The organism is Microbacterium sp. Root280D1 (assembly GCF_001428975.1).
Taxonomy (GTDB): Bacteria; Actinomycetota; Actinomycetes; order Actinomycetales; family Microbacteriaceae; genus Microbacterium.
Genome location: NZ_LMJK01000002.1, coordinates 312905 through 336126, shown reverse-complemented (window position 1 = coordinate 336126; position 23222 = coordinate 312905). Strand labels below are relative to the sequence as shown.

Sequence of the window (23222 nt, the reverse complement as noted above, 5' to 3'; positions counted from 1 at the left end):
CGGAGACGATCAGCGCATCACCGAGATCAGCCGATCGAGACGGCGATCGCGGTCGCGATCAGGGCGAGGAGCGGCAGCGTGCCCTGCATCACCGCGGCACGCGCCTTCGTGCGATCGGAGAGGATCAGCACCAGTGCGGCGGCGAGCATCATCCCCGTTCCGGCGAACACGAGAGTCAGTCCCACCGTTGTGAAGCCGATGATCACGAAGCCAACGCCGAGCAGCGCGGTCAGCGCGAGGAACAGGTTGTAGAAGCCCTGGTTGAAGGCGAGCGCCTTCGTCGTGAGGGCGTCCGCCTCGCTCGCGACGCCGAAGATCTTCCTCGTCTCGGGCTCTGTCCATCTCAGCGACTCGAGCGCGAAGATGAAGACGTGGAAGGCGGCAGCGGCCGCGGCGAGGACGAGTCCGACGATGAGCATGACTCGATCGTATCGATGTCCGCTCGCGCTAGATCAGGAAGATCGGCAGAAGCCCGGGGTTGTGGGCGTGTACGAGCACCCCGAACACCACCGCATCGAACAGCAGGTGCACCGTGACGACATAGGCCAGCGAGTGCGTCCGCATGAAGATGAACCCCTGCAGCAGCGCGAACGGGATGGTCAGCAGCGGTCCCCACTCGCGATAGCCCAGCTCCCACAGGAATGAGACGAACACGATCATCTGCAGCACGTTGGCGAGGGCGTCGGGGAAATGCCTGCGCAGCAGGGCGAAGACGGTGCAGATGAAGAACAGCTCGTCCCAGATGCCGACCGCTCCGACGCCGACGAACAGCCGGGCGATGAGGTCGGGCGAGTCCACGACCGGCCAGTTCTGATAGACGCCGCTGGTGATGAAGTAGAACGGCAGGATCAGCCAGCCGAGCACCAGGACGGCGACGAGCCAGCCCCACTGCAGGCGCCCCCACCGGCGGTGCGCCCGCCAGGGGAAGCCGATCGCCCGGTCGCGGAACACGAAGCGGGAGACGACGTACGGAACCGCCACCGCGCCGCCGAGGGCGAGCGTGAACCGCAGCATCGCGAGGTTGTCGAGCTCTGCCGCGAGCGGGATCACGCTGACGATGAGCATGCCGAGGGCGATCAGGGACAGGTCCCTGGTGAGTGAGGGCTGACGGCTGGTCCCCACGACTCGGGCGCTCTCGCGACGCGTGCCCACGCGCACCGTCTGATCCGCCGTCACCGGCAGACGGCGCTCGACGAGCCACGCGCTCCCGACGCCGAGTGCGAGCAGCGCCCAGCCGAGCCACGGGATCTGCACCACGAAGAACGCCGGCGCCGCAGCGCACACGAAGAGCGCGGAGACGACCGCCGGCCACGTCGCCGAGATGCGCTGCGCGGTGATCACGCGCGCGACTTCCGCCGATACACGAGATCGCGGATGTCTCGCCCCTTGGCGATCCCCTTGCGTTCGAATGCGGTCATGACGCGTCCATCGAATCGCTCGGCCCAGTCGCCGTCGAAGGCGCGCTCGAACAGAGGCTCCGCGTCGAGCACCTCGCGCATCTGCAGCGCGTAGTCCTCCCAGTCGGTCGCGAGGCGGAGCAGACCGCCGTCACGGAGTGCGCGAGCGGCGGTGTCGGCGAACCCCTGGCGGACGAGACGGCGCTTGGTGTGCTTCTTCTTGTGCCACGGATCAGGGAAGAAGATCCAGACCTCTGCCGCTGCCGCTTCGGGGAGGTACGACGAGAGCACCTCCGGCGCATTCGCCTCGACCACGCGGACGTTGCGAGCGCCTTCGCGGTCGGCGTCGAGCATGGTCCTGGCGAGACCCGCGCGGAAGACCTCGACCGCGAGGAAGTCGTCGTCGGGGCGGGACGATGCGGCGGCGACGATGGCGTGCCCCTGACCGGAGCCGATCTCGACGTACAGGTCCGCATCCCGCCCGTACTCGGAGGCGGGATCGAGACGCGCCTCCGGGTGCACCGAGGTCCAGGCGACATCGCGGGGCACGTCGAGGAGGTAGTGCGGTCCGAGCTCTTCGAACGCGCGCTCCTGAGCATCGGACATCCGGCCGCTGCGGCGCACGAAGGAGACCGGTTCGTCGCGGAAGGTGCGGGGTTCGGGCATGCTTCCAGGGTAGTCGGCGGCGCTGAACGCCACCGACCGCGGGTCAGGAGGCCGGTGCCGTCACGAAGTCGATCAGCTCCTCCACCCGACCGAGGAGCGCGGGCTCGAGGTCGCGGTAGGTGTGCACCTTCGACAGGATGTGCTGCCAGGCGCGACCGGTGTCCGCCTGCGTCTCGTACGGCCACCCGAATGCGCGGCAGATCCCGGTCTTCCAGTCCGTGCCCCGGGGGATCTCCGGCCATCTCGCGATACCGAGAGCCCGAGGGGTGACGCACTGCCAGACATCCACGAACGGGTGGCCGACGATCTTCACATGCCTGCCGTGCGGACCCCGGGCGACGGCGTCGGCGATGCGCGATTCCTTCGACCCGGGCACGAGGTGATCCACGAGGACCCCGTAGCGGCGCGATGCGCTGGGAGGCTCTGCGGCGAGCAGCTCGTCGAGCAAGTCGACTCCCTGCAGGAACTCGACGACGACGCCCTCGACCCGCAGGTCCGCTCCCCATACCTTCTCGACCAGCTCGGCGTCGTGCTTGCCCTCGACCAGGATCCGGCTGGGAAGCGCGACCCTGGCTCGTTGATCGGCGGCGACGAACGAGCCGGATGCCGTGCGTCGGAGGCCCTGCTCCTTCGCGGCCGGGACCGTGAGCCGCACCGGTGATCCGTCGATCAGGAACCCGCCTCCGAGCGGGAAGAGGCGCTTGCGCCCCACCCGGTCCTCGAGTTCGACGTTGCCGCCCTGCACCCGTGTGACCGCTCCGCAGAATCCGTCCTGCGCCACCTCGACGACGAGATCGAGCTCGGCGGGAACCTGCGGCACCGGCTTGGCTGCTCGTTCCCTCCAGCCGGCAGCGAGCACATCGGATCCGTACCTGTCGTCCATGCCATCCAGCGTATGTGTCTCCGCTGAGGGCGAACGGCTATCCCCCCTCGGAAGGTGTCGCGTGTCGGCCTCTGTGCATAGACTCGTGCCATGGGGCTCGGCTGCCGGTCGGAGGGAACACGATGAAGACACGGTGGCTGGCGCTGGCCGCACTGACGGCGGCGGCTGCAGCAGCCGCGTTCTCCGCATCTGCTGCCTCCGCGACCGACCCCGTGACGCTCGACTCGGGATACGTGACGGACGACGCCGACGTCCTCAGCCCGAGCCAAGAGGACGCCGTCGAGGCTCGACTCCAGACGCTCAGCGACAATTCCTCGTCCGATCTCTTCGTCGTCCTCGTCGATGACTTCACCTCGCCGACCGACAACATCGCCTGGGCCGATACCGTCGCAGAGAACAACAACCTCGGCTCCGAGCAGTACCTGCTCGCGATCGCGGTAGAGGGACGCAGCTACTACATCTCGGCAGCACCCGACGGCCCGCTCAGCGACAGCAAGCTCGACGACGTGGAAGACAAGATCCAGGGTCTGGCCGCACAAGAGGACTGGGAGGGCATGATCGTCCTCGCCGCCGACGAGATCGAGGGCGACGGCGGTGCGGGCGCTCTACGGGCCACACTGATCGTGGTCGCCGTCATCGCGGTCGGCCTGATCATCTGGCTGATCATCGCCCTCATTCGCCGCGCGCGTCGCAATGCCGCGATCCGCAGGCGTGGCGCCATGCCCGAGACGCCCGATCCGAACGATCCGTTCTCCACGCTGACCGACGAGCAGGTGGAGACGCAGGCGGGGGCCGCACTCGTGCAGGCGGACGATGCGATCACCTCGAGCCGCGAGGAGCTCGGCTTCGCCGTCGCCCAGTTCGGCGACGCGGCGACCGCCGAGTTCAGCGGAGCAGTCGAGACCGCGAAGTCGAAGATGTCCGAGGCCTTCGATCTGAAGCAGAAGCTCGACGACGAGATCGAGGACACCGTCCACGATCGCCGCGCCTGGCACATCCGCATCATCCGGCTGTGCGACGAGATCGACGACGTCCTCGACGAGAACACCGACGCGTTCGACGCGCTCCGCAAGCTCGAGCAGAACGCACCACAGGAACTCGACAGAGTCCGCGGCGAGCGAGCCGCTCTCGTCCCGCTTCTGACTTCCGCGGCTCCCGCTCTGGCCGCGCTGTCCGCCACCTACGACGCATCGGCACTGAGCACGGTGTCCGACAACCCGGCACAGGCTCAGGAGCGGGCAGCCCTCGCCGACCGCTCGATCGAGGCCGCGCAGCAGGCGATAGCGGCCGGTCGCTCCGGCGAGGCGGCGTTCGCCATCCGCACGGCCGAGCAGTCGGTGGCGCAGGCGACACAGCTGGTCGAGGCCATCAACGCGCTGGGCACCGAACTCTCCCGTATCGAATCGCAGGCGCAGGCTCTCGTCGCCGAGCTGCAGGCCGACATCGCCGCGGCACAGCAGCTGCCTGACGCCGGAGGCACGCTCGCCGCGGTCGCGGCCGCAACCTCGCAGCAGCTGCAGCGTGCGCAGGCCGACCTCTCCGGAGCATCGCGCAGTCCGCAGCGCGTGCTCGAAGCGCTCAGCGCGGCGAACACGCAGATCGACGCCGCGATCGCGGAGGGCACCCAGGCCGTGGAACGGGCGCGACGCGTGCAGCAGCTTCTCGAGCAGACCCTGACGCAGGCGGGCTCCGAGATCCGAGCAGCGCGCGAGTACATCGAGACGCGGCGGGGAACGGTCGGCTCCACGGCTCGCACCCGCCTCTCCCAGGCCGACGCGACCCTTACTCAGGCCGTGAGTCTGCGGTCGTCGGATCCCGAGACCGCGCTCGCAGAAGCAGGACGCGCGCTCGAACTCGCCCGGCAGGCCACCTCATCCGCCCAGGCGGATGTCGCGGCTATGAGCCCGAGCCGCTATGAGAGCGGATGGGGCGGCGCCGGCGGCAGCATCTTCGGCGGCGGCGGATCAGGCTCCGGCGGTTCCGGCCTGGGTGGCGACATCCTGGGCGGCATCATCGGCGGTCTGCTCTCGGGCGGCGGCGGAGGTGGCGGCTCCTCGCGCAGCAGCAGCTGGCGTTCCAGCGGTGGCGGCGGGTTCCGCAGCTCCGGTTTCGGTGGAGGCGGCGGCAGCCGCTCCAGCGGCCGCAGCGGCCGTTCGGGAGGGCGACGCTTCTGAACCGCACACCTATCGACCCCAGACATCGAGTCCGACCCTCTGAAAGGAACCACGCATGACCAAGCAGTCCATCTTCGGACGTATCTCGACCCTCGTCCGCGCGAACATCAACTCGCTCCTGGACTCTGCGGAAGACCCGCAGAAGATGATCGACCAGCTCGTTCGCGACTACACGAACAGCATCGCCGACGCCGAGTCGGCCATCGCCGAGACCATCGGCAACCTGCGTCTGCTGGAGCGCGACCACGAGGAAGACGTCCAGGCCGCCACCGAGTGGGGCAACAAGGCTCTCGCCGCCAGCCGCAAGGCCGACGAGATGCGCTCCACCGGCGACGCCGCCGATGCCGACAAGTTCGACAACCTCGCGAAGATCGCTCTGCAGCGCCAGATCAGCGCCGAGCGCGAGGCGACCGGGGCCGAGCCGCAGATCGCCGCTCAGACCGAGATCGTCGACAAGCTGAAGTCCGGCCTCAACGGCATGAAGGACAAGCTCGGCGAGCTGAAGAACAAGCGCAGCGAGCTGCTCGCCCGCGCCAAGGTCGCCGAGGCTCAGACGAAGGTGCAGGATGCGGTCTCCTCGATCAACGTCCTCGACCCCACCAGCGAGCTGGGACGTTTCGAAGACAAGGTCCGCCGTCAGGAGGCCCTCGCCCAGGGCAAGATCGAGCTCGCGGCATCCAGCCTCGACGCTCAGTTCGAGAGCCTCGAAGACCTCGGTGAGCTCACCGAGGTCGAGGCTCGTCTCGCCGAGCTGAAGGCGGGCGGCTCCGCCCCTCGCCAGGCCATCGAAGGCTCCTGACACACCTGCGGGTGCCTCGGATCCTCGCGTCCGAGGCACCCGCTCCTCTTTCTCAGCTGGAGGCACCCATGGTGCGTTTCCTCGTCGTCCCGCAGTGGCAGGGCTCCCCCGCCGCTCGCGCGATGCTGCTCGTCGACGGCGCCTCGGCGATCGCCGGCGACCTTCCGCGTGCCGCGACCACGGTGCTCGATGTGCCGGTCGAAGCCGGTGAATCCCTCGGCACCGGCGTCCGCCGACTCAGCGCTCTCCTTCGCACCCGAGAGCTCGTCGAAACCGGCATGACCGCCGACACCGTGATCATCGGCGGCGACTGCAGCGTGACCGTCGCCGCCCTGGCGGCTCTTCCCGGCGGAACCGACGACCTGGCCGTCGTGTGGTGCGATGCCCACGCCGACCTGCACACGCCGGACACCTCACCCTCCGGAGCGTTCTCCGGCATGGCGCTCCGCGCGGTACTCGGCGACGGAGAGCCTCAACTCGCGCTCTCGCCCGGGATCCCCCGCGATCGGGTGGTCACGGTGGGCATGCGCAATCTCGACGACGACGAGGTCACCGCCCTCGACGGCCTCGCCCAGCTCTCCGTCGACGATCTGGAATCGCCCGACGCTCTCGCCGACGCGGTCGAAGCGACCGGCGCGCGCCGCGTATGGGTGCACATCGACGTCGATGTGCTCGACCCTGCGGAGATCGCCGGCGTCTCCTCCCCCGCACCGTTCGGACTCTCGCCCGCGAGTCTGAGCACCGCGATCCGCGCACTGCGGTCCCGTGTGCCGCTGGCGGGCGCCACCATCGCGGGGTTCGCCCCTCGCTCACCCGCTGACGCGGTCGACGACCTCGGCGCGCTGCTCCGTCTCGTCGGAGCCGTCGCATGACGTCCGACTGGCGGCCGGCCGCCGAGCGCGCTGTGGCTCGCGGTCGGAGACTCGACCGCCGGATCCCCGCGTTCCTCCTGCGTTCGCCGATCAGCCGGATCGGCTACTGGTGGGGCACGTCCGTGGGCTGGATCTGGGGGTCCCTGTGGAGCACGGGTCCCGTCGAACGCCGATCGGGCCTGTGGGTGTTCCAGGGGATGCCGAACTGGACGTTCAACCGCGGCGGAGTGTGCGTCGGCGGCTGCTTCCTGACGGGTGACGCCCGTCCGAGCGACGCCGTGCTGCGCCACGAGGCGGTGCACAAGGCGCAGTGGCTGCGCTACGGCATCCTGCTTCCGGTGCTCTACCTGTTCGCGGGCAGGGATCCGCTGCGCAACCGCTTCGAGATCGAGGCAGGCCTGGAAGACGGCAACTACGTCCGCCGCAGCAGGTCGCGGCCGTAGAGCGCGGAAGCGCTCAGCGGTCGACGGGCAGCAGCCCGAAACGCTCCGGAGCGTGGATCTGAGCAGGCTGGATCTCGAGGGCGCCCGTCAGGTGCTCGACGATGTCAGCCGTGCCGAGGAAGCCTCCGAGAAGGGTGACGTGGGTGTCGAGCTCGTCGTCGCAGAGCATCTCGTCTGCCCACGCGCAGGTCGCTCGGGCGAGAGCCTCGCCGGGTGCGCACGCTCGCCCGCTTCCCGGTGCGCCCGATCGCTGGGATCGAGCGAGCCACGTGACCGTCATGCGTCCAGGGGCTTCGATCACGCCGATGTCGGACGCGTCGGCGACCTCGATGAAGATCCGACCCGACGCGCACAGCGGCAGAGTGGCGAGGAAGACCTCGAGCTCGGCGAGCGAGTGCTCGTCGGCCGTCACCAGGTGGTGAGCACGGCGACGTGCGGCGCGGCGCTCGGCACGCGTGCTGCGGGTCTCGAGGAAGGTCTCCATGATGCATCCATCATACAGCATATGAAGGGTTGCCTAACCTTGCTCGGGGACTTCTTCCACAAGTGCGCGTCGCAGAGCCTCGAGTTCCTGGTCCGTCATCCCGTTCGCGCGCAGGTAGCCGGCGGCCGAACCCCAACGTTCGTCGACCTGCTCGAGCAGCGCCCGCATCACCGGTGCCGGCGACTGCGTCGCCAGAGCGACGGCGTGCACCGCCTGCGGATGCTGCGACCTCAGGTACGCGGCGATGCGCTGCGACCGCTCGGCGGGCAGCAGCGACTCCGTGAGCGCGTAGTCCGCGACGATCGCCTCACGGTCGGCGCCCGCTGCGGCGAGCGCGAGCGCGACGGTCACCCCGGTGCGGTCCTTGCCGACCGTGCAGTGGACGAGAGTCGGCTCCCCCTCGGCGATGATGCGGATCGCGGCGACGAGCCGATCTCCGCTCTCCTCGAGCAGGTGCAGGTAGAGATCCTCCAGGCTCGTGTCCGTCTCGAAGAACGACCGCACGGATCCGAGGAACAGCGGAAGGTGAGTGGTGTCGGGACCCTCGATCTCGGTCGGCTCTGCAGCGACCTCTTCGCCGTCGCGGAGATCGACGATGTGAGCGACGCGGCGACGGACCTCGTTCACCCCGGCAGTGGTCGCCGCCGAGAGCTGGCCGGATCGCAACAGCACGCCCGAACGGATCCGACCACCGTCTGCGAGCATCCCTCCGACGTCGCGGAAGTTGTTGACCCCGTCGACCTCGAGAACGCTCATGCCTGCGCCTGCGCCTGCGGCGAGCGCGGCGGAACCGGGTATCTTCCGGCGATCACGACTCGGTTGAAGGCGTTGATCGAGATGCAGGCCCAGCTCAGTGCCGCGTACTCCTTCTCGGTGAACACTCCACCGACCCGGTCGTACACGTCGTCGGAGATGCCCTCCTCGGAAATGAAGGTGAAAGCCTCGGCGAGCTCGAGCGCGGCTTCCTCGCGGTCACTGAAGACATTGCTCTCGCGCCACGTCGCGATCTGCATGAGCGTGTCGGTGTCGATGCCCGCCTTGAGCGCGCGATCCACATGCAGACGCGTGCAGTAGCTGCACCCGTTGAGCTGCGACGAGTGGATCATCACGATCTCCTTGAGCCGATCGTCGATCCCGTTGGCTGCGCAGATGTCTCCCACGGTGCGGGCGAAGGCGTCGAGCGCCTGGTAGGCCGCCGGCTCGGTCTTTGAGAGGTGCACTCGCGTCTCGCTCATGGCTCAATGATATTCCGTTGTGCACTCAAGCTGGCGAGCCGCTCACAGGAAGCGAGAATGCAGAGCGCGAAATGACAGCGCCGATTTAATACCTTTTCGCCAAGGGTGAGCCGGGTTACGGCAAACATAATGCTCCCGCATTTCCCCACCACCCTCGAAGCAGAGCAGAATATGCAGGTGGCGATCGACACCAGCGAGTTCAGCTATCTTCCCGCACAGGCGCAGACGATGGGGGTCTCCGAACCGTCCGTTCGACGCGTGACGCTGCCCCTGCCGGACGGCCGCCAGGTGAGCGCGCTGCGATTCGGCGACGAGGCACCTCGAGTGACACTGCTGCACGGCGCCGGTCTCAATGCGCACACGTGGGACACGACGGTGCTCGCGCTCCAGCAGCCGGTGCTGGCGATCGACCTCGCCGGTCACGGCGACTCGTCGTGGCGCGACGACCTCGATTACACCCCTCGCACTCTCGCCCTCGACGTCGCCGCGGCGCTCGACGCCTGGACGGACGCCCCGCAGCTGGTCGTGGGTCACTCGCTCGGCGGCCTCACCGGCGCAGCTCTTGCCGCTGCCCGTCCCGACCTCGTGTCGGGGCTGATCGTGGTCGACATCACCCCGGGCATCGACACGTCCGCCGGGCCCGCCGCCCTACGCGAGTTCTACGCCGGCCCCACGGATTTCGAGACGCGCGACGAGCTCGTCGACCGCGCGATCACGTTCGGGTTCGGGGGCGCCAGGTCTGAGACCGAGCGGGGCGTGTTCCTGAACACCCGCGTGCGCGCCGACGGCCGCGTCGAGTGGAAGCACCACTTCGCGCACCTCGCGGCCCAGACGCTCGCTGCGCACGACCGCGGCGACGTCTCGGCGCCGTCCGCACTTCACACCACCGGCTGGCAGGATCTCTCGCAGACGTCGGCACCCCTCACGCTCCTCCGCGCGATCGACGGCTTCGTGACCGCAGCGGATGCGCAGGAGTTCGCCGATCGTCTGCCTCAGGCCCGCGTGGTCGCTGTCCAGGCCACCCACAACGTCCAGGAGACCGCGCCCGGGCAGCTCGCCGCGGTGATCTCGTCCTCGCTCCCGCCGCACGGAATGTGACGTTCCGTTCCACATTCCGCCCTCACCCACCCGACACATCCCTAGGCTCGATCCATCGGCACACAGCAACTGCCGCACCGAGAGGAAACAACCCATGTTCCGACGTACGCGACGACTCGCGCTGATCTCCGCCATCGCGGCGAGCGCCATCGTCCTCACCGCCTGCGCGGGTGCCGTAGAGCCCGAGACCACTGAGCCCGTCGGAGAGCCCGATCCGGACGCGACGCTCCAGGTGGGGCTCGTCCTCGAACCCACCAATCTCGACATCCGTCACACCAGCGGCGCAGCCCTCGAGCAGATCCTCATCGACAACATCTACGAGGGTCTGATCAGCCGGACGCAGGAGAACGAGATCGTGCCCCGCCTCGCCTCGGACTACGAGGTCTCCGACGACGGACTCACTTACACGTTCACCCTCAACGAGGGCATCACGTTCCACAGCGGAACCGCACTCACCTCGGCCGACGTGGTCGCCTCGTACGAGGCCGTCCGCACGGACGCGACGCTGCAGGGCAACGCCGAGTTCGCCTCGGTGGCCTCTATCACCGCCCCGGACCCCGCGACGGTGCAGATCGTGCTCACGGAGCCGAACCAGAACTTCCTGTTCTCGCTCACCGGGCCTGCGGGTCTCGTCTTCCAGACGGGCGACACGACCGACCTCAAGACCGCCGAGAACGGAACCGGCCCCTTCACCCTGACTCGGTGGAACAAGGGCAGCGCCATCACCTTCGCCCGCAACGACGCCTATTGGGGCGAACCGGCGGGAGTCGCCGAGGTCGAGTTCCAGTACATCCCCGACTTCACCGCCGGAGTGAACACCGCTCTCGACGGCGGGGTTCAGGTTCTCACAGCCGTCGACCCGAATCTCGCCCCGCAGCTCGAGGATTCCGGCGACTTCACCCTCACGACCGGCCGCACCACAGACAAGGCCACGCTCGCGTTCAACAACGCCAAGGCGCCTCTCGACGACGTGCGGGTACGCGAGGCACTCCGCCTCGCGATCGATCACGAGGCTCTCGTCGAGGCCGTCGGTGCGGGATCCACCCTGTACGGACCGATCCCCGAGCTGGACCCCGGTTACGAGGACCTCTCCGATGTCGTCTCCTACGATCCGGAGAAGGCGAAGGAGTTGCTTGCAGAAGCCGGCCAGGAGGATCTCGAGCTCACCCTGACGATCCCCAGCTTCTACGGAACGACGGTCCCCAAGGTGCTCATCTCGGACTTCCAGAAGGTCGGCGTCACCCTCGATGTCGACTCCGTCGAGTTCCCGGCCTGGTTGGAGGACGTCTACACCAACCACGACTACGACCTCAGCTTCGTGCTGCACGTCGAGCCGCGTGACTTCGGCAACTTCGCGAACCCCGACTACTACTTCGGCTACGACAACGCCGAGGTGCAGGGCCTGTACACCGAGGCGCTGGCCGAGGTCGATCCCGACAAGTCCGCGGACCTGCTCGCCGAAGCCGCGCGCATCGTGTCCGAGGACCACGCGGCGGACTGGTTGTACAACGGTGCGACCATCACGGCCGTGAGCCCGCTCGTGACCGGCTTCCCCGAGGACTCGATCAACTCCCGCATCAACCTGGCCGGGGTGACCGTGGCCACCGAGAAGTGATGACGCGCACGTCGTGATCCGCTACGCGCTCGTTCGAGGAGCCCTGCTCATCGCAGGGCTCCTCGTCTCGAGTGCGGTGATCTTCCTGACACTCAGGGTCTTCCCCGGCGATGTCGCACAGCTGATCGCGGGCACACAGGCCTCCCCCGACGAGGTGGAGGCCCTTCGCGAATCCCTCGGTCTGAACCGTCCTCTCCCCGCGCAGTACGCGGAATGGATCGGCGGGATCTTCCGCGGCGATCTCGGCACGTCGCTCCTCTCGGGCGCCTCGGTCGGCGAGGAGCTGCTCGAGAAGGCGCAGGTCACGGTCCCGCTCGGCATCCTCTCCCTGCTCATCGCCGTCCTCATCGCCGTGCCGTTCGGCATCCTGGCCGCGCTGCGTCGTGGCGGTCGCGGAGGCACGGCGCTGAGCGTCGGCGCGCAGGCTCTCGCCGCGGTGCCCGTCGTCTGGGCGGGCATGATGCTCATCGTCGTCTTCTCGGTCTGGCTCGGCTGGCTTCCCCCGCAGGGCTTCCCCCGCACCGGGTGGAGCACCCCCTGGCGAGCGATCGAATCGCTGCTGCTGCCCGCTCTCACGATCGGCATCGTCGAGGGCGCGATGCTCATGAGATTCGTGCGCAGTGCGACCCTGCAGGCTGCGGGACAGGACTTCGTCCGCACCGCCGCCGCCAAGGGACTCACCCGCACGCGCGCACTCATCTCCCACGGCATACCGGCAGTCGGACTCTCGATCATCACGGTCCTCGGACTGCAGGTCGCGGGCATCATCGTCGGCTCGGTCGTCATCGAGCAGCTGTTCACCCTCCCGGGTATCGGGCGGATGCTCGTGGCCGACGTCGGAACGCGCGACCTCGTCAAGGTGCAGAGCGAGCTGCTCGTGCTCACCGGTTTCGTGCTCGTGGTGGGCTTCCTCGTCGATCTGGTCCATCGTGCGATCGATCCTCGGCAGAGGGAGGCCTGATGTCCGGTTGGCTGTCGAGGCTGTGGCGGACCGCGACCGGGCGATTCGGTCTGATCGTCGTCGCCATCGTCGCTCTCACTGCGCTCGTCTCGCTGTTCTGGACGCCGTTCGACCCGCAGGAGTCCGATCTGGCGGCTCGCTGGGGTGTCCCCGGCTGGCCCCATCTGCTCGGCACCGACGACACCGGGCGCGACATCCTCAGTCTGCTCATGGCGGGCTCTCGGACGACGGTGTTCGTGAGCATCGGCGCCGGGCTCGTCGCCACGGTCGTCGGCATCGCCCTGGCCGCGCTCGGCGCGCTCACGGCACGGTGGCTGCGTGAGACGGTGGCCGTGCTCGTCGACATCCTGATCGCCTTCCCCGTGCTGCTCATCGCGATGATGATCTCGTCGGTCTGGGGCGGCTCGCTCTGGGTGGTGATCTGGTCGGTGGGCATCGGCTTCGGCGTCAACATCGCTCGCGTCACCCGACCAGAGCTGCGCCGCGTGCAGCAGAGCGACTTCGTCCTCGCCGCGCGGGCCTCCGGCCTGACGACCGGTCAGAGCCTCGCGCGCCACCTGCTGCCCAACGTCGCGCCCGTGTTCATCGTGCAGCTGTCGTGGTCGATGGCGGTCGCCGTGCTCGCCGAAGCGGGACTGTCGTACCTGGGCTTCGGCGCGTCGGTGGTGGAGCCGAGCTGGGGGCTGCTGCTCGCCGATCTCCAGCGCTACATCGGCGTGCATCCCCTCTCGGTCATCTGGCCGGGCCTCGCGATCACGATCACGGTGCTCGCTCTCAACCTCCTGGGCGACGGCCTGCGCGAGGCCACCGATCCCACGCTGCGCCATCGCGCCGCCGAGATCCACACCCCGGCGGTGATCGCATGAGTCTCGAAGTGACCGACCTCGTCGTCCGCATCGACGGACGGCCGGTGGTCGACGGCGTCTCGTTCGAGGTGCCGGACGGATCGCGCCTGGGTCTGATCGGCGAATCCGGATCCGGCAAGTCCTTGACCGCCCTGGCCGTTCTCGGGCTCCTTCCCGACGGCGCGACCGCGAGCGGCAGCATCCGCTGGAACGGCACCGAGCTGATCGGAATGCCGGATCGCGAGCTCGCACGCCTGCGCGGTGACGAGATCGGGATCGTCTTCCAGGAGCCGCGCACCGCTCTGAACCCGATCCGCACGGTCGGCAGGCAGATCGCCGAGTCGATCCGCATCCACGAGGGCATCGGTCGACGAGAGGCCCGAGAGCGAGCGATCCAGGAGGCGGCTCGCGTGCGCCTGCCCGACCCGACGTCGATCGTCGATCGGTATCCGCACCAGCTGTCCGGCGGTCAGAGGCAGCGGGTGGCGATCGCGATGGCGCTCGCGTGCCGACCGCGTCTGCTCATCGCCGATGAGCCGACGACCGCTCTCGACGTCACGATCCAAGCCGAGATCCTCGCTCTGCTGTTGAACCTCGTCGAGGAGCAGGGCATGTCACTCGTGTTCATCACCCACGATCTCGCCGTCCTCGCTCAGGTCGCGACCCAGGGCGTGGTTCTCGAAGACGGCCACGTGGTCGAGGCGGCTCCCGTGAGCACGCTCCTCACCGCCCCGACGTCGCCGATCACCCAGGGGCTGCTCCGCGACGCGACCGCGACCCTGTGGCGGCCCGAGGGAGGCACGCGATGAGCCTGATCGAGGCGCGGTCTCTGCGGCGTGACTTCGTGATCCCCAAGCGCTCCGCCTTCGAGCCGACGCGCAGGCAGACAGCCTTGGCGCCGACCGACCTCGACATCGTCGAGGGGTCGTCCGTCGGGATCATCGGCGAATCCGGGTCGGGGAAATCGACGCTCGTCAGACTGCTGCTCGGACTCGACCGTCCGACGTCCGGCACCGTCACCGTCGATGGAAGAGTCGTGGATGCCGCGGCATCCGCCCGCTCGCTGCACTGGCTGCGCCGTCAGACCGGGCTCGTGTTCCAGGACCCGTACGCATCGCTGGACCCTCGGATGACCGCCGCCCAGATCATCCGCGAGCCTCTCTGGGCGCTCGGCATCGAGGGAGACCACCGCGCGCGCGTGCGCGACGTGCTCGAGCAGGTCGGCCTCGAACCCGAGATGGGCGACCGCTACCCGCATGAGTTCTCGGGAGGGCAGCGGCAGCGGATCGCGTTGGCCCGCGCCATCGTGCATCGACCCCGCATCCTCGTCGGAGACGAGCCCCTGTCGGCGCTCGACGTGACCGTGCGAGCTCAGATCCTCGAGCTCCTGATCGAGCTGCGACGCAGCGCCGACCTGACGCTCGTCCTGGTGTCGCACGACATCGGCGTGGTGCAGAACCTGTGCGACACGGTGGTCGTGATGAAGGACGGCGCCGTCGTCGAGCGAGGATCCACCGCGGACGTGCTGCTGCGCCCGACGCAGGACTACACGAAGGCTCTCCTCGCCGCGATCCCCGTGATCCCCGCTCCCCCGTCGTGAGCAGGGTCGTCAGCGCGCCGAGCTCGTGCTGAAGAACTTCCGTCGACGGCTGGGACGCAGCGCGCGGCGCATGTAGACGGTCCCGAGGTCGCGGCCGAACTTGTGCCCGACTCGGCCCATCCGTCCGGCCTCGACGAAGCCGAGCTTCGCGTGGAGCCGGATCGAGGCGTCGGCCTTCGTGTCGCTGATCACGGCCACCATCTCGCGGATGCCGAGCTGTTCGCAGGCGTCGATGAGCGCCTGCAGCAGCGCAGCTCCGAGCCCCTTGCCGCCGGCTCCCGGGCCGAGGTAGATCGAGTCCTCGACCGTGTACCGGTACGCGTTCTTGCCCGCCCACGGCTGCGCCAGCGCGTACCCGATCACGACCCCCGCCGGCGAGACCGCCACCAGGAAGGGCAGGCCGAGCTTGCTCAGCAGCGCGAACTTCTCACGCCAGTAGGGGATGCTGCTGCGCCGCTCATCGAGAGTGACCACCGAATTGCTGACGAAATGGTTGTAGATCTCGCGCACGTACGGGAGGTCGCCCGAACGTGCGGGGCGGATCGAGTACGAGAACACGTCGGGCTCGGGCTGCGGGCGCAGATGGCGCGGCAGCACACGGCGGCGATCACCGGGCTCGAACTGCATGCGATCAGCTTAGAGGGGGCGCTTCGCCGACGCGCCAGTCGATCGGACTCGCACCGAGCCCGTCGAGCAGCTCGTTCGCTCGCGAGAACGGCCGAGAGCCGAAGAATCCGCGCCGTGCGGAGAGCGGAGACGGGTGCGCCGAGGCGATCACGGGGGTCTCGCCGAGGAGGGGCTGCAGATTCGCCGCGTCCTTGCCCCACAGGATCGCGACGAGCGGCTGGTCCCGCGCGACGAGTGCGCGGATCGCGAGCTCGGTCACCTGCTCCCATCCCCAGCGGCGATGGGAGCCGGCGTCGCCGGGCCGCACGGTCAGCACCCTGTTGAGCAGCAGGACCCCCTGGTCGCTCCACGCGGACAGATCTCCGTGCGGGGCAGGCGGGATGCCGAGATCGCTCTCGAGTTCCCGGTAGATGTTCCCCAGGCTGCGCGGCAGCGGCCGCACGTCATGGTCGACGGCGAACGACAGCCCGATCGGGTGCCCGGGAGTCGGATACGGGTCCTGACCGGTGATGAGCACCTTGACGTCGGACATCGGGCGTTCGAAGGCGCGCAGCACGTGATCGCCCGCGGGAAGATAACCGCGTCCTGCGGCCTGCTCCTCCCGGAGCCGCTCCCCGAGGGCGGTGATCGTCTGCTGAACCGGAGCGAGTGCGTCCGCCCATTCGGGGTCCATGAGACCGTCGCCGGCGAGCTCGGCGAGAGTGCGCGCGGTCATCCTCAGTCGATCGGCCGCACGCGCAGCGGTCCGCGGGCGAGAAGATGGTTGGCCGACTGCGCGACGGGTCGCATCGTGACGAGGTCGAGATTCACATGAGCGGGCGCGTCGAGGGCATAGGCGATCACGTCGGCGACGTCCTCGGCGCGCAGCGGCGCCTCGACGCCCGAATACACGGCCTCTGCCGCGACCGCGTCTCCGCCCAGACGGTTGAGCGTGAACTCCTCGGTGTGCACCATTCCGGGAGCGATCTCGGACACGCGGATCGGCTCGCCGTTCAACTCGAGACGGAGGGCGTGCACGAGCATGGCCTGCGCGGCCTTGGCGGCGTTGTAGCCTCCGCCGCCCGGGTAGGCCACCTGGGCGGCCGTCGAGGTCACGAACACGGTGTCCGCGTGACCGTCCGCGGCGGCTGCCCGACGAAGCAGAGGCAGGAGCCCCGCCACCAGACGCTGGCTCGAGAGCACGTTCGCGTCGTACATCCACTGCCAGTCATCGATCGACGCGTTCTCGATGCGATCCGTGCCTCGCGCTCCGCCCGCGACCTGCACGAGAGCGTGCACGGGTCCCGAATCCTCGAGCTCCGAGACCAGCGCTGCGACGGCTTCCGGGTTCGTCAGGTCGCACGCGATCGTCGACGCCCCGGTCTCCGCCGAGAGCGCCTCCAGTCGGGACGCCCGTCGCGCGACTCCCACGACCCCCCAGCCGCGGGCGCGCAGCGCGCGCACCGTCCCCTGTCCGATACCCGAACTCGCACCCGTCACCACTGCACGCCTGTTCACCATTCCTCCACCGTACGATGTTCCGGCCGCGAAAGCCGCTGCGCATCGTCGGGTCGCGTCGACGCGCCGCGTCGGGAGTCGACGCGCGCCGACCGGACCTCGGAGACGAGGACGAGTGCGACCCCGGCTCCGCACAGGGCGAATCCGGCGATCGTGAGGATCGTCAGAGGCTCCCCCAGCAGGATGGTTCCGGCCAGTGACGTCGTCGGCGCGATCAGGAAGAGCAGCGCCTGCAGGGCGGTGATGCCGATGCGCTTCAGCAGCCACCAGTACAGACCGTATGCGGCGAGCGTCGGAGCGGCCGCGGTCAGCACCACGGCGAGCCAGAACGATCCGGAGGCGGGCGGAACCAGCGTCCCCGTCACCGCCGCGATCACCACGAGCAGCGCCGCCGTCACCGTCACGTGGACGGTCAGCGTCACGAGCACGCCGGTCTGCACCCCGGTCTTCCGCTGCAGCAGGGTGCCGACGATGAGGCACACCATGGCGACGGCCGGCAGCGCATAGGCCGCAGGTGGAGCCTCGGTGGCGCCGAGCTGCGACTGGACGACGAGCAGCACTCCGATCGCGCCCACTCCGAGCCCGACCCATTGAGCTCCGCGCACACGCAGACCGAGGATGGGCCCGACGAGCACAGCCACCACCAGGGGCTGCACCGCGTCGATGAGAGCCACGGTGCCGGTGGCGATGCCTGCGGCGACGGCACCGTAGACCGCGATGCAGTAGCCGAACTGCGCGAAGATCCCTATCGAAGCCTGGATCCGGAGCTCACGTCGGTGCATCCCCGTCGCCGCTCCTGAGACGACGACGAGCACGAGCAGCGCGACGGCCAGGGGCGCGAACCGCCACACGAGGAGCGTCAGGGGCGAGACCTCGACGGTGGCGAACGCCGGGATGATGAACCCCGAGCTCCAGGTCACGACGAATGCGGTCGCGGCGGTCGCCGTCGTCACGACCGGAAGTACACCGATCTGTTTACTCATGATGCCGACTATACAGACTGGTATAGTCGTCCGCATGACCTCGTCCGTTCCCGAACTCGGGCCGCTCACGCCCGGAGGGCGGCGCGTTCTCGACGCCGCATCCCGACTGTTCTACGAGCGAGGCATCCACGCGGTCGGGGTCGACACGATCGCCGAGGCGGCCGGAGTCACGAAGAAGACGCTCTACGACCGCTTCGGGTCGAAGGAGGCGCTGGTCGTCTCCTACCTCCAGCACCGGGATGCGCGGTGGCGCGACCACGTCGCCGGCCAGCTCGCCCGGGTGCCCGATCCCGGCGCCGACCGTGTGCTCGCGGTCTTCGACGCCGCGATCTCCTGGTCCGACGAGAACAGCCCGAAGGGATGCAGCGCGATCAACGCCCGAGCCGAGATCGGCGAGGGCAACGACGACCACCCGGTGTTCCCCGAGGTGTCTCGCCAGAAGGCCTGGCTCCTCGATCTGTTCGAGGAGCTCTGCAGCGAAGCGGGGATCACCGATCCGCAGGCGATGGCACAGGCGATGATGCTGCTGTACGAGGGCGCGATCGTCACGGTCGGGATGACGACGTTCGCCGAGCCGTTCGCGATCGCTCGCACGTGGGCGGCGAGGCTGCTCGGCCGGCCCTGAACCCGCACGCGCACCGGCGCCGGGATCCGGCCGGTGTTCATTACGTCACATTTCCCACCCACTGTTGACAACTTCCGATATTCCGTACTGTCGCATCAACGACATCAGTCGAATCGACCTTCCAACAGTTCCAGGGGGAACACATGTCCGCACCCGAGACCTGGCGTTTCGAGACCAAGCAGATCCACTCCGGCGCTGCTCCCGACCCCGTGACCAAGGCCCGCGCCACTCCGATCTACCAGACCACGTCCTACGTGTTCGACAGCGCGGATCACGCCGCGAACCTGTTCGCCCTGGCGGAGTTCGGCAACATCTACACCCGCATCCAGAACCCGACGCAGGACGTCCTGGAGCAGCGCCTCGCGGCGCTCGAGGGGGGCACCGGAGCCCTCGTCCTCGCCAGCGGTCAGGCGGCGTCGACGTTCGCTGTGCTGAACATCGCGCAGGCCGGTGACCACATCGTCTCGTCCAGCTCGATCTACGGCGGCACGTACAACCTGTTCAAGTACACGCTCGCCAAGCTCGGCATCGAGGTCACGTTCGTCGAGAACCAGGACGACCCCGAGGAGTGGCGCCGCGCGCTGCGACCGAACACCAAGCTCTTCTTCGCGGAGACCATCGGCAATCCGCAGATCAACATCCTCGACATCCGCACCGTCGCAGACGTGGCGCACGAGGGCGGCGTCCCGCTGATCGTCGACAACACGATCGCGACTCCGTACCTGATCCGCCCGTTCGAGCACGGGGCCGACATCGTCGTGCACTCGGTCACCAAGTTCCTCGGCGGCCACGGCACCACCATCGGCGGCGCGATCATCGACGGCGGCACCTTCGAGTGGTCGAAGAACGTCGAGCGCTTCCCCGGCCTCACCGAGCCCGACCCGTCGTACCACGGCGCGAGCTACACCGCCGCGGTCGGTGACCCGCTCGCCTACATCATCAAGGCCCGGGTGCAGCTGCTCCGCGACCTCGGCTCGGCCATCGCGCCGCAGAGCGCCTGGAACCTCATCCAGGGCATCGAGACGCTGTCGCTGCGCATCGAGCGTCACGTGCAGAACGCCCAGGAGATCGCCGAGTGGCTCGACAGCCGGGACGACGTGGCATCCGTCAACTACTCTGGCCTGCCCTCGTCGCCCTGGTACGCCAAGGCGAACCAGTACGCGCCCAAGGGCGTCGGCGCGGTGCTGTCGTTCGAGCTCAAGGGCGGCGTCGAAGCCGGTCGCGAGTTCGTCAACAGCCTGTCGCTGTTCAGCCACCTCGCGAACATCGGCGACGTGCGCTCTCTCGTCATCCACCCGGCGTCGACCACCCACGCGCAGCTCACGCCCGAGCAGCAGCTCACGGCCGGCGTCACCCCCGGCCTCGTGCGACTGTCGGTGGGCATCGAGAACATCGACGACCTCAAGGCAGACCTCGACGAGGCACTCGCCGCGGCTCGCCGCGTGTCGGAGGCCGCTCGCGCCTGACCGCCATCACCCAGAGCAAGTGCCCCGGGCTTCGGCTCGGGGCACTTCTCGTCCCCGGCTCGTTCGGCCCGTGCACAGGCGGCGCGGACGACAATGAGAACCCACCCGAGGAGCTCACGATCGCCGCCACGACGCATCCGCCGACCCGCCGACGCACGCACGTACCCGCAGGGCGAGCCATCGCCGTCGTCGCACTGGTCGTGCTGGTCATGATCGTGTGCGTCTGGGTCCCGGGCGTGGTGGGAACCGCGGCCGCTGCGCTTCTCCCCTGGTGCGGTCTCGCGCTCGGAGTGCTGGCGGTGGTCGCCCTCCTCCTCGCCCGACGTGTCCTCCTGGTGCTGCTCGTGCCTATCCTCGCGTGGATGCTGGCGATCGCTCCCTCTGCTCCGGGCTTCGCATCGGGCAGCGCCGACGAATCGCCCGGCGTGCGGATAGTCAGCCAGAACGTGCGCGCCCACTCCGGTGGCGCGGCGGAATCCGCGACGGACCTCGCTGGCTCCGGCGCCGAGGTCATCGCCCTCACCGAGCTCGACGCCGACAGCCTCGCGGCGGCACGCGACACGCTCGCCGCCGACTACCCGCACTCGTATGCCGTCGGCACGGTCGCCGTGTGGAGCCGCCTGCCGATCGCGGATGCGCAGGCGCTGTCGCTCGGACTCGACTGGAAGCGCGCACTGCGTGTGGTCGTGAATGCGCCGGACGGCGACGTGGCCGTCTACGTCATGCACGCGGCGTCCGTCCGCCCGGGCGTGCAGAGCGAGCGGGACGCGATGCTGTCCGGCATCGCCGATGCCGTCGCCGCCGATTCATCGGGGTCGGTCGTCGTCGTCGGCGACTTCAACGCCGCCTCTGCAGATCCTGCCCTGGGCGCCATCCGATCTCAGCTCGACTGGGTCAGGCCGACCGACGGCGCCCTCGGGTTCACGTGGCCCGCCGCACTCCCGCTCGCCAGGATCGATCATGTCTTCACGCGCGGCCTGACCGTGCTCGGTTCGACGACCATGCGGGCAGGCAGCAGCGACCACCTGGCGACGGTCACCACCCTCGCGTTCTGAGCGATCCGACGACGCATCCGTCCGCGGCGCACCGGGCGCGTAACCTGCGGCCGGCGCGTCGCGCGTCAGGCGAGAATGGAAGCATGGACTGGCAGACGACCTCTGAGGACACGGTGCCGTCGGCGCCCGTGACGGAGGCCGACGTGCGCCTGCTTCGCGCACGACCTCCCGCCACCGGCGCCTGGCGCGACGGGGACCCGGCCGGCGGACGGCGTTTCACCTCGTTCGGCGCTTTCCCGACCGAGAGCGGCGCCGAGCTCCCGGGCTTCCGCCTCGCGTTCGAGACCTGGGGCGAGCTGAACGACGACCGGGACAACGCGATCCTCGTCCTGCATGCGCTCACCGGCGACAGTCACGTGCGCGGCGCCGCCGGGGCGGGACACCCGACCGCCGGCTGGTGGGAGGACATCACCGGCCCCGGAGCACCGCTCGACACCGACCGCTGGTTCGTCATCGCACCCAACATGCTCGGCGGCTGCCAGGGATCCACCGGCCCGGCCAGCATCGCCCCCTCCGGATACGAGTGGGCCTCGCGCTTCCCCTACCTGACGATCCGCGACCAGGTCGCCGCGCAGGTACGCCTCGCCGACTCGCTGGGCATCGACACCTGGGCCGCGGTGATCGGCGGCTCCATGGGCGGGATGCACGCGCTCGAATGGGCGGTCTCGCACCCCGAGCGTGTCGCTCGCCTCGCCGTGCTGTCATCGCCTCCGGTCACGACAGCCGACCAGATCGCCCTGAACACGGTGCAGCTCGAGACCATCCGGATGGATCCCCGGTTCCTGGGCGGCGAGTACTACGATCTGGCCGACGGCGACGGCCCGCACCGCGGACTGGCGCTCGCCCGTCGCATGGCACTGCTCAACTACCGCAGTCCGATAGAGCTCAACCAGCGGTTCCAGCGCTCGTGGCAGTCAGGGGTGTCGCCTCTCGGCCACGGCGGACGTTTCGCGGTCGAGTCGTACCTGGACTTCCACGGCAACAAGTTCACCCGCCGTTTCGACGCGAACAGCTACATCACCCTCGTCGAGGCGATGAACTCGCACGACGTCGGCCGCGACCGCGGCGGGGTCGAAGAGGCGCTGCGCGCCGTGACGGCGACGACGCTCGTCCTCGGCATCGACAGCGACCGCCTCTTCCCCGTCGACGGCCAGCACCGCATCTCCCGCAGCATCCCGAACACCCTCGACGGCACCGAAGCCGTGGTGCTGAACAGCGATTTCGGGCATGACGGCTTCCTCATCGAGACCGAGGCGGTCGGCAGCAACCTGCGGCGTCTGCTCGCGAGCTAGATCGGATCGATCGTCCACGGCAGGGATCCGGTGCGCAGCCGTAGGCCCTCCCACTCGAAGTCGGTGCCCTGTGGCGACTGGACCACTCGGGTCGCGAAGTGCTGCGCCTCGCCAGCCGACGCGAGAGCGTCCTCGGCCGTGTCGAACCGGCTGAGCTGATGCAGGGTGACCCAGGTCGGCGGGAAGAGCGTCCACTCCCCCGTGGCATGCCTCGACAGAGCTTCGACCGGGCTCAGCCAGACCGCGTCGACGACCTCGCCGGGCGAGAACCGCAGGTCCGCTTCCGGCGCTCCGGCGAGGAAGAACCATGTCCGGATGCGGATCGGCGCCTCAGCCGGCGGCTGCCAGCGGGACAGCAGCACCGGATCGGCGATCGTCAGGCCGACCTCCTCGCGCGTCTCACGGATCGCCGCTCGACGCGCGTCGTCGCTCTCCTCCGCCCCCGCGCGGCGGTCGGACGGCTCCACCTTGCCGCCCGGGAACACCCACGCACCGGCGAACGAACCGCGATCCGGCCGTCGCATCAGCAGCACAGCGAAGCCGTCGGGTGTCGAGCGCAGCAGCACGGCCGTCCCGGCGACGGGCAGATGGTCGAGATCGGTCAC

26 protein-coding genes are annotated in these 23222 nt (G+C 69.0%); 14 read left to right on the top strand and 12 right to left on the bottom strand.

Going from position 1 to position 23222, the window contains the following annotated elements; translation table 11 throughout:
* Positions 1–26 precede the first annotated feature (26 nt).
* The 4 genes from ASE34_RS07690 to ASE34_RS07675 are packed head-to-tail and all read right to left on the bottom strand — an operon-like array spanning position 27 to position 2946.
* Entirely contained in the window at positions 27–419 is a 393-nt protein-coding gene (locus ASE34_RS07690) for a DUF1304 domain-containing protein (RefSeq protein WP_056278330.1), read from the bottom strand.
* 28 nt (positions 420–447) lie between these two features.
* The gene (locus tag ASE34_RS07685; protein WP_056278327.1) at positions 448–1341 is read right to left on the bottom strand and encodes a CPBP family intramembrane glutamic endopeptidase; all 894 of its coding nucleotides are present in this window, start codon (positions 1339–1341) and stop codon (positions 448–450) included.
* Complete coding sequence (gene trmB / locus ASE34_RS07680) at positions 1338–2063, bottom strand: tRNA (guanosine(46)-N7)-methyltransferase TrmB (protein WP_053095707.1); 726 nt, start codon at positions 2061–2063, stop codon at positions 1338–1340. The genes ASE34_RS07685 and trmB overlap by 4 nt, the downstream gene beginning before the upstream one ends.
* Positions 2064–2106: 43 nt before the next feature.
* Complete coding sequence (locus tag ASE34_RS07675; RefSeq protein WP_056278323.1) at positions 2107–2946, bottom strand: DUF3097 domain-containing protein; 840 nt, start codon at positions 2944–2946, stop codon at positions 2107–2109.
* 122 nt (positions 2947–3068) lie between these two features.
* Here ASE34_RS07675 and ASE34_RS07670 point away from each other — a divergent pair, with 122 nt between their 5' ends.
* The 4 genes from ASE34_RS07670 to ASE34_RS07655 all read left to right on the top strand — a co-directional run bounded on the left by ASE34_RS07670 (position 3069) and on the right by ASE34_RS07655 (position 7234).
* Positions 3069–5120: a TPM domain-containing protein gene (locus ASE34_RS07670; RefSeq protein ID WP_056278320.1), complete on the top strand. Its 2052-nt coding sequence runs from the start codon at positions 3069–3071 to the stop codon at positions 5118–5120.
* Positions 5121–5175: 55 nt separating this feature from the next.
* Positions 5176–5919: a PspA/IM30 family protein gene (locus ASE34_RS07665; RefSeq protein ID WP_053095704.1), complete on the top strand. Its 744-nt coding sequence runs from the start codon at positions 5176–5178 to the stop codon at positions 5917–5919.
* Positions 5920–5987: 68 nt separating this feature from the next.
* Positions 5988–6791, top strand: coding sequence for an arginase family protein (locus ASE34_RS07660; protein ID WP_056278317.1), 804 nt, complete (start codon positions 5988–5990; stop codon positions 6789–6791).
* On the top strand, positions 6788–7234 hold the full coding sequence (locus tag ASE34_RS07655; RefSeq protein WP_053095702.1) for a hypothetical protein: 447 nt from the start codon (positions 6788–6790) through the stop codon (positions 7232–7234). Before ASE34_RS07660 ends, ASE34_RS07655 begins: the two co-directional genes overlap by 4 nt.
* A 13-nt stretch (positions 7235–7247) precedes the next feature.
* Here the strand turns inward: ASE34_RS07655 and ASE34_RS07650 are convergent, their stop codons facing one another.
* The 3 genes from ASE34_RS07650 to ASE34_RS07640 are packed head-to-tail and all read right to left on the bottom strand — an operon-like array spanning position 7248 to position 8953.
* Positions 7248–7718, bottom strand: a complete 471-nt coding sequence (locus tag ASE34_RS07650; RefSeq protein WP_056279021.1) for an SIP domain-containing protein — start codon at positions 7716–7718, stop codon at positions 7248–7250.
* Positions 7719–7751: 33 nt separating this feature from the next.
* Positions 7752–8474 (bottom strand): tyrosine-protein phosphatase, encoded by a 723-nt coding sequence (locus tag ASE34_RS07645; RefSeq protein WP_056278314.1) that lies wholly within the window; start codon positions 8472–8474, stop codon positions 7752–7754.
* The gene (locus tag ASE34_RS07640; protein WP_056278311.1) at positions 8471–8953 is read right to left on the bottom strand and encodes a carboxymuconolactone decarboxylase family protein; all 483 of its coding nucleotides are present in this window, start codon (positions 8951–8953) and stop codon (positions 8471–8473) included. The genes ASE34_RS07645 and ASE34_RS07640 overlap by 4 nt, the downstream gene beginning before the upstream one ends.
* A gap of 171 nt (positions 8954–9124) precedes the next feature.
* Between ASE34_RS07640 and ASE34_RS07635 the strand changes: the two genes are divergently transcribed.
* The 6 genes from ASE34_RS07635 (at position 9125) to ASE34_RS07610 (ending at position 15072) form a co-directional block, all read left to right on the top strand.
* Positions 9125–10051: an alpha/beta fold hydrolase gene (locus ASE34_RS07635; protein ID WP_056278309.1), complete on the top strand. Its 927-nt coding sequence runs from the start codon at positions 9125–9127 to the stop codon at positions 10049–10051.
* A 94-nt stretch (positions 10052–10145) separates the two neighbouring features.
* Positions 10146–11666 carry an ABC transporter substrate-binding protein gene (locus ASE34_RS07630; RefSeq protein ID WP_056278307.1) on the top strand — a complete coding sequence of 507 codons (1521 nt, stop codon included), beginning with the start codon at positions 10146–10148 and terminating at the stop codon, positions 11664–11666.
* A gap of 13 nt (positions 11667–11679) precedes the next feature.
* On the top strand, positions 11680–12627 hold the full coding sequence (locus tag ASE34_RS07625) for an ABC transporter permease (RefSeq protein ID WP_053095696.1): 948 nt from the start codon (positions 11680–11682) through the stop codon (positions 12625–12627).
* On the top strand, positions 12627–13493 hold the full coding sequence (locus ASE34_RS07620) for an ABC transporter permease (protein WP_053095695.1): 867 nt from the start codon (positions 12627–12629) through the stop codon (positions 13491–13493). The genes ASE34_RS07625 and ASE34_RS07620 overlap by 1 nt, the downstream gene beginning before the upstream one ends.
* The gene (locus tag ASE34_RS07615; RefSeq protein ID WP_056278304.1) at positions 13490–14281 is read left to right on the top strand and encodes an ATP-binding cassette domain-containing protein; all 792 of its coding nucleotides are present in this window, start codon (positions 13490–13492) and stop codon (positions 14279–14281) included. The genes ASE34_RS07620 and ASE34_RS07615 overlap by 4 nt, the downstream gene beginning before the upstream one ends.
* On the top strand, positions 14278–15072 hold the full coding sequence (locus ASE34_RS07610; protein WP_082586556.1) for an ABC transporter ATP-binding protein: 795 nt from the start codon (positions 14278–14280) through the stop codon (positions 15070–15072). Before ASE34_RS07615 ends, ASE34_RS07610 begins: the two co-directional genes overlap by 4 nt.
* A gap of 9 nt (positions 15073–15081) precedes the next feature.
* On the opposite strand, the gene ASE34_RS07605 is transcribed toward ASE34_RS07610, so the two are convergent.
* From ASE34_RS07605 to ASE34_RS07590, 4 genes are read right to left on the bottom strand one after another with little or no spacing between them, the layout of a single operon-like run.
* A complete protein-coding gene (locus ASE34_RS07605; RefSeq protein ID WP_053095693.1) occupies positions 15082–15699 on the bottom strand; it encodes a GNAT family N-acetyltransferase in 618 nt (205 codons plus the stop codon).
* A gap of 4 nt (positions 15700–15703) precedes the next feature.
* Entirely contained in the window at positions 15704–16414 is a 711-nt protein-coding gene (locus ASE34_RS07600) for a uracil-DNA glycosylase (RefSeq protein WP_056278301.1), read from the bottom strand.
* 2 nt (positions 16415–16416) lie between these two features.
* On the bottom strand, positions 16417–17199 hold the full coding sequence (locus ASE34_RS07595; protein WP_200955165.1) for an SDR family oxidoreductase: 783 nt from the start codon (positions 17197–17199) through the stop codon (positions 16417–16419).
* Positions 17193–18179 carry a DMT family transporter gene (locus ASE34_RS07590; protein ID WP_082586555.1) on the bottom strand — a complete coding sequence of 329 codons (987 nt, stop codon included), beginning with the start codon at positions 18177–18179 and terminating at the stop codon, positions 17193–17195. The genes ASE34_RS07595 and ASE34_RS07590 overlap by 7 nt, the downstream gene beginning before the upstream one ends.
* A gap of 34 nt (positions 18180–18213) precedes the next feature.
* On the opposite strand from ASE34_RS07590, the gene ASE34_RS07585 reads away from it, so the two are divergent.
* The 4 genes from ASE34_RS07585 to metX all read left to right on the top strand — a co-directional run bounded on the left by ASE34_RS07585 (position 18214) and on the right by metX (position 22617).
* Complete coding sequence (locus ASE34_RS07585) at positions 18214–18804, top strand: TetR/AcrR family transcriptional regulator (RefSeq protein WP_056278298.1); 591 nt, start codon at positions 18214–18216, stop codon at positions 18802–18804.
* A 143-nt stretch (positions 18805–18947) separates the two neighbouring features.
* On the top strand, positions 18948–20270 hold the full coding sequence (locus tag ASE34_RS07580) for a bifunctional o-acetylhomoserine/o-acetylserine sulfhydrylase (protein ID WP_056278296.1): 1323 nt from the start codon (positions 18948–18950) through the stop codon (positions 20268–20270).
* 209 nt (positions 20271–20479) lie between these two features.
* Positions 20480–21325: an endonuclease/exonuclease/phosphatase family protein gene (locus ASE34_RS07575; RefSeq protein ID WP_230100688.1), complete on the top strand. Its 846-nt coding sequence runs from the start codon at positions 20480–20482 to the stop codon at positions 21323–21325.
* An 83-nt stretch (positions 21326–21408) separates the two neighbouring features.
* A complete protein-coding gene (metX, locus tag ASE34_RS07570; RefSeq protein ID WP_053095688.1) occupies positions 21409–22617 on the top strand; it encodes a homoserine O-acetyltransferase MetX in 1209 nt (402 codons plus the stop codon).
* Here metX and ASE34_RS07565 read toward each other — a convergent pair.
* Entirely contained in the window at positions 22614–23222 is a 609-nt protein-coding gene (locus ASE34_RS07565) for an NUDIX hydrolase (protein ID WP_056278289.1), read from the bottom strand. The genes metX and ASE34_RS07565 overlap by 4 nt on opposite strands.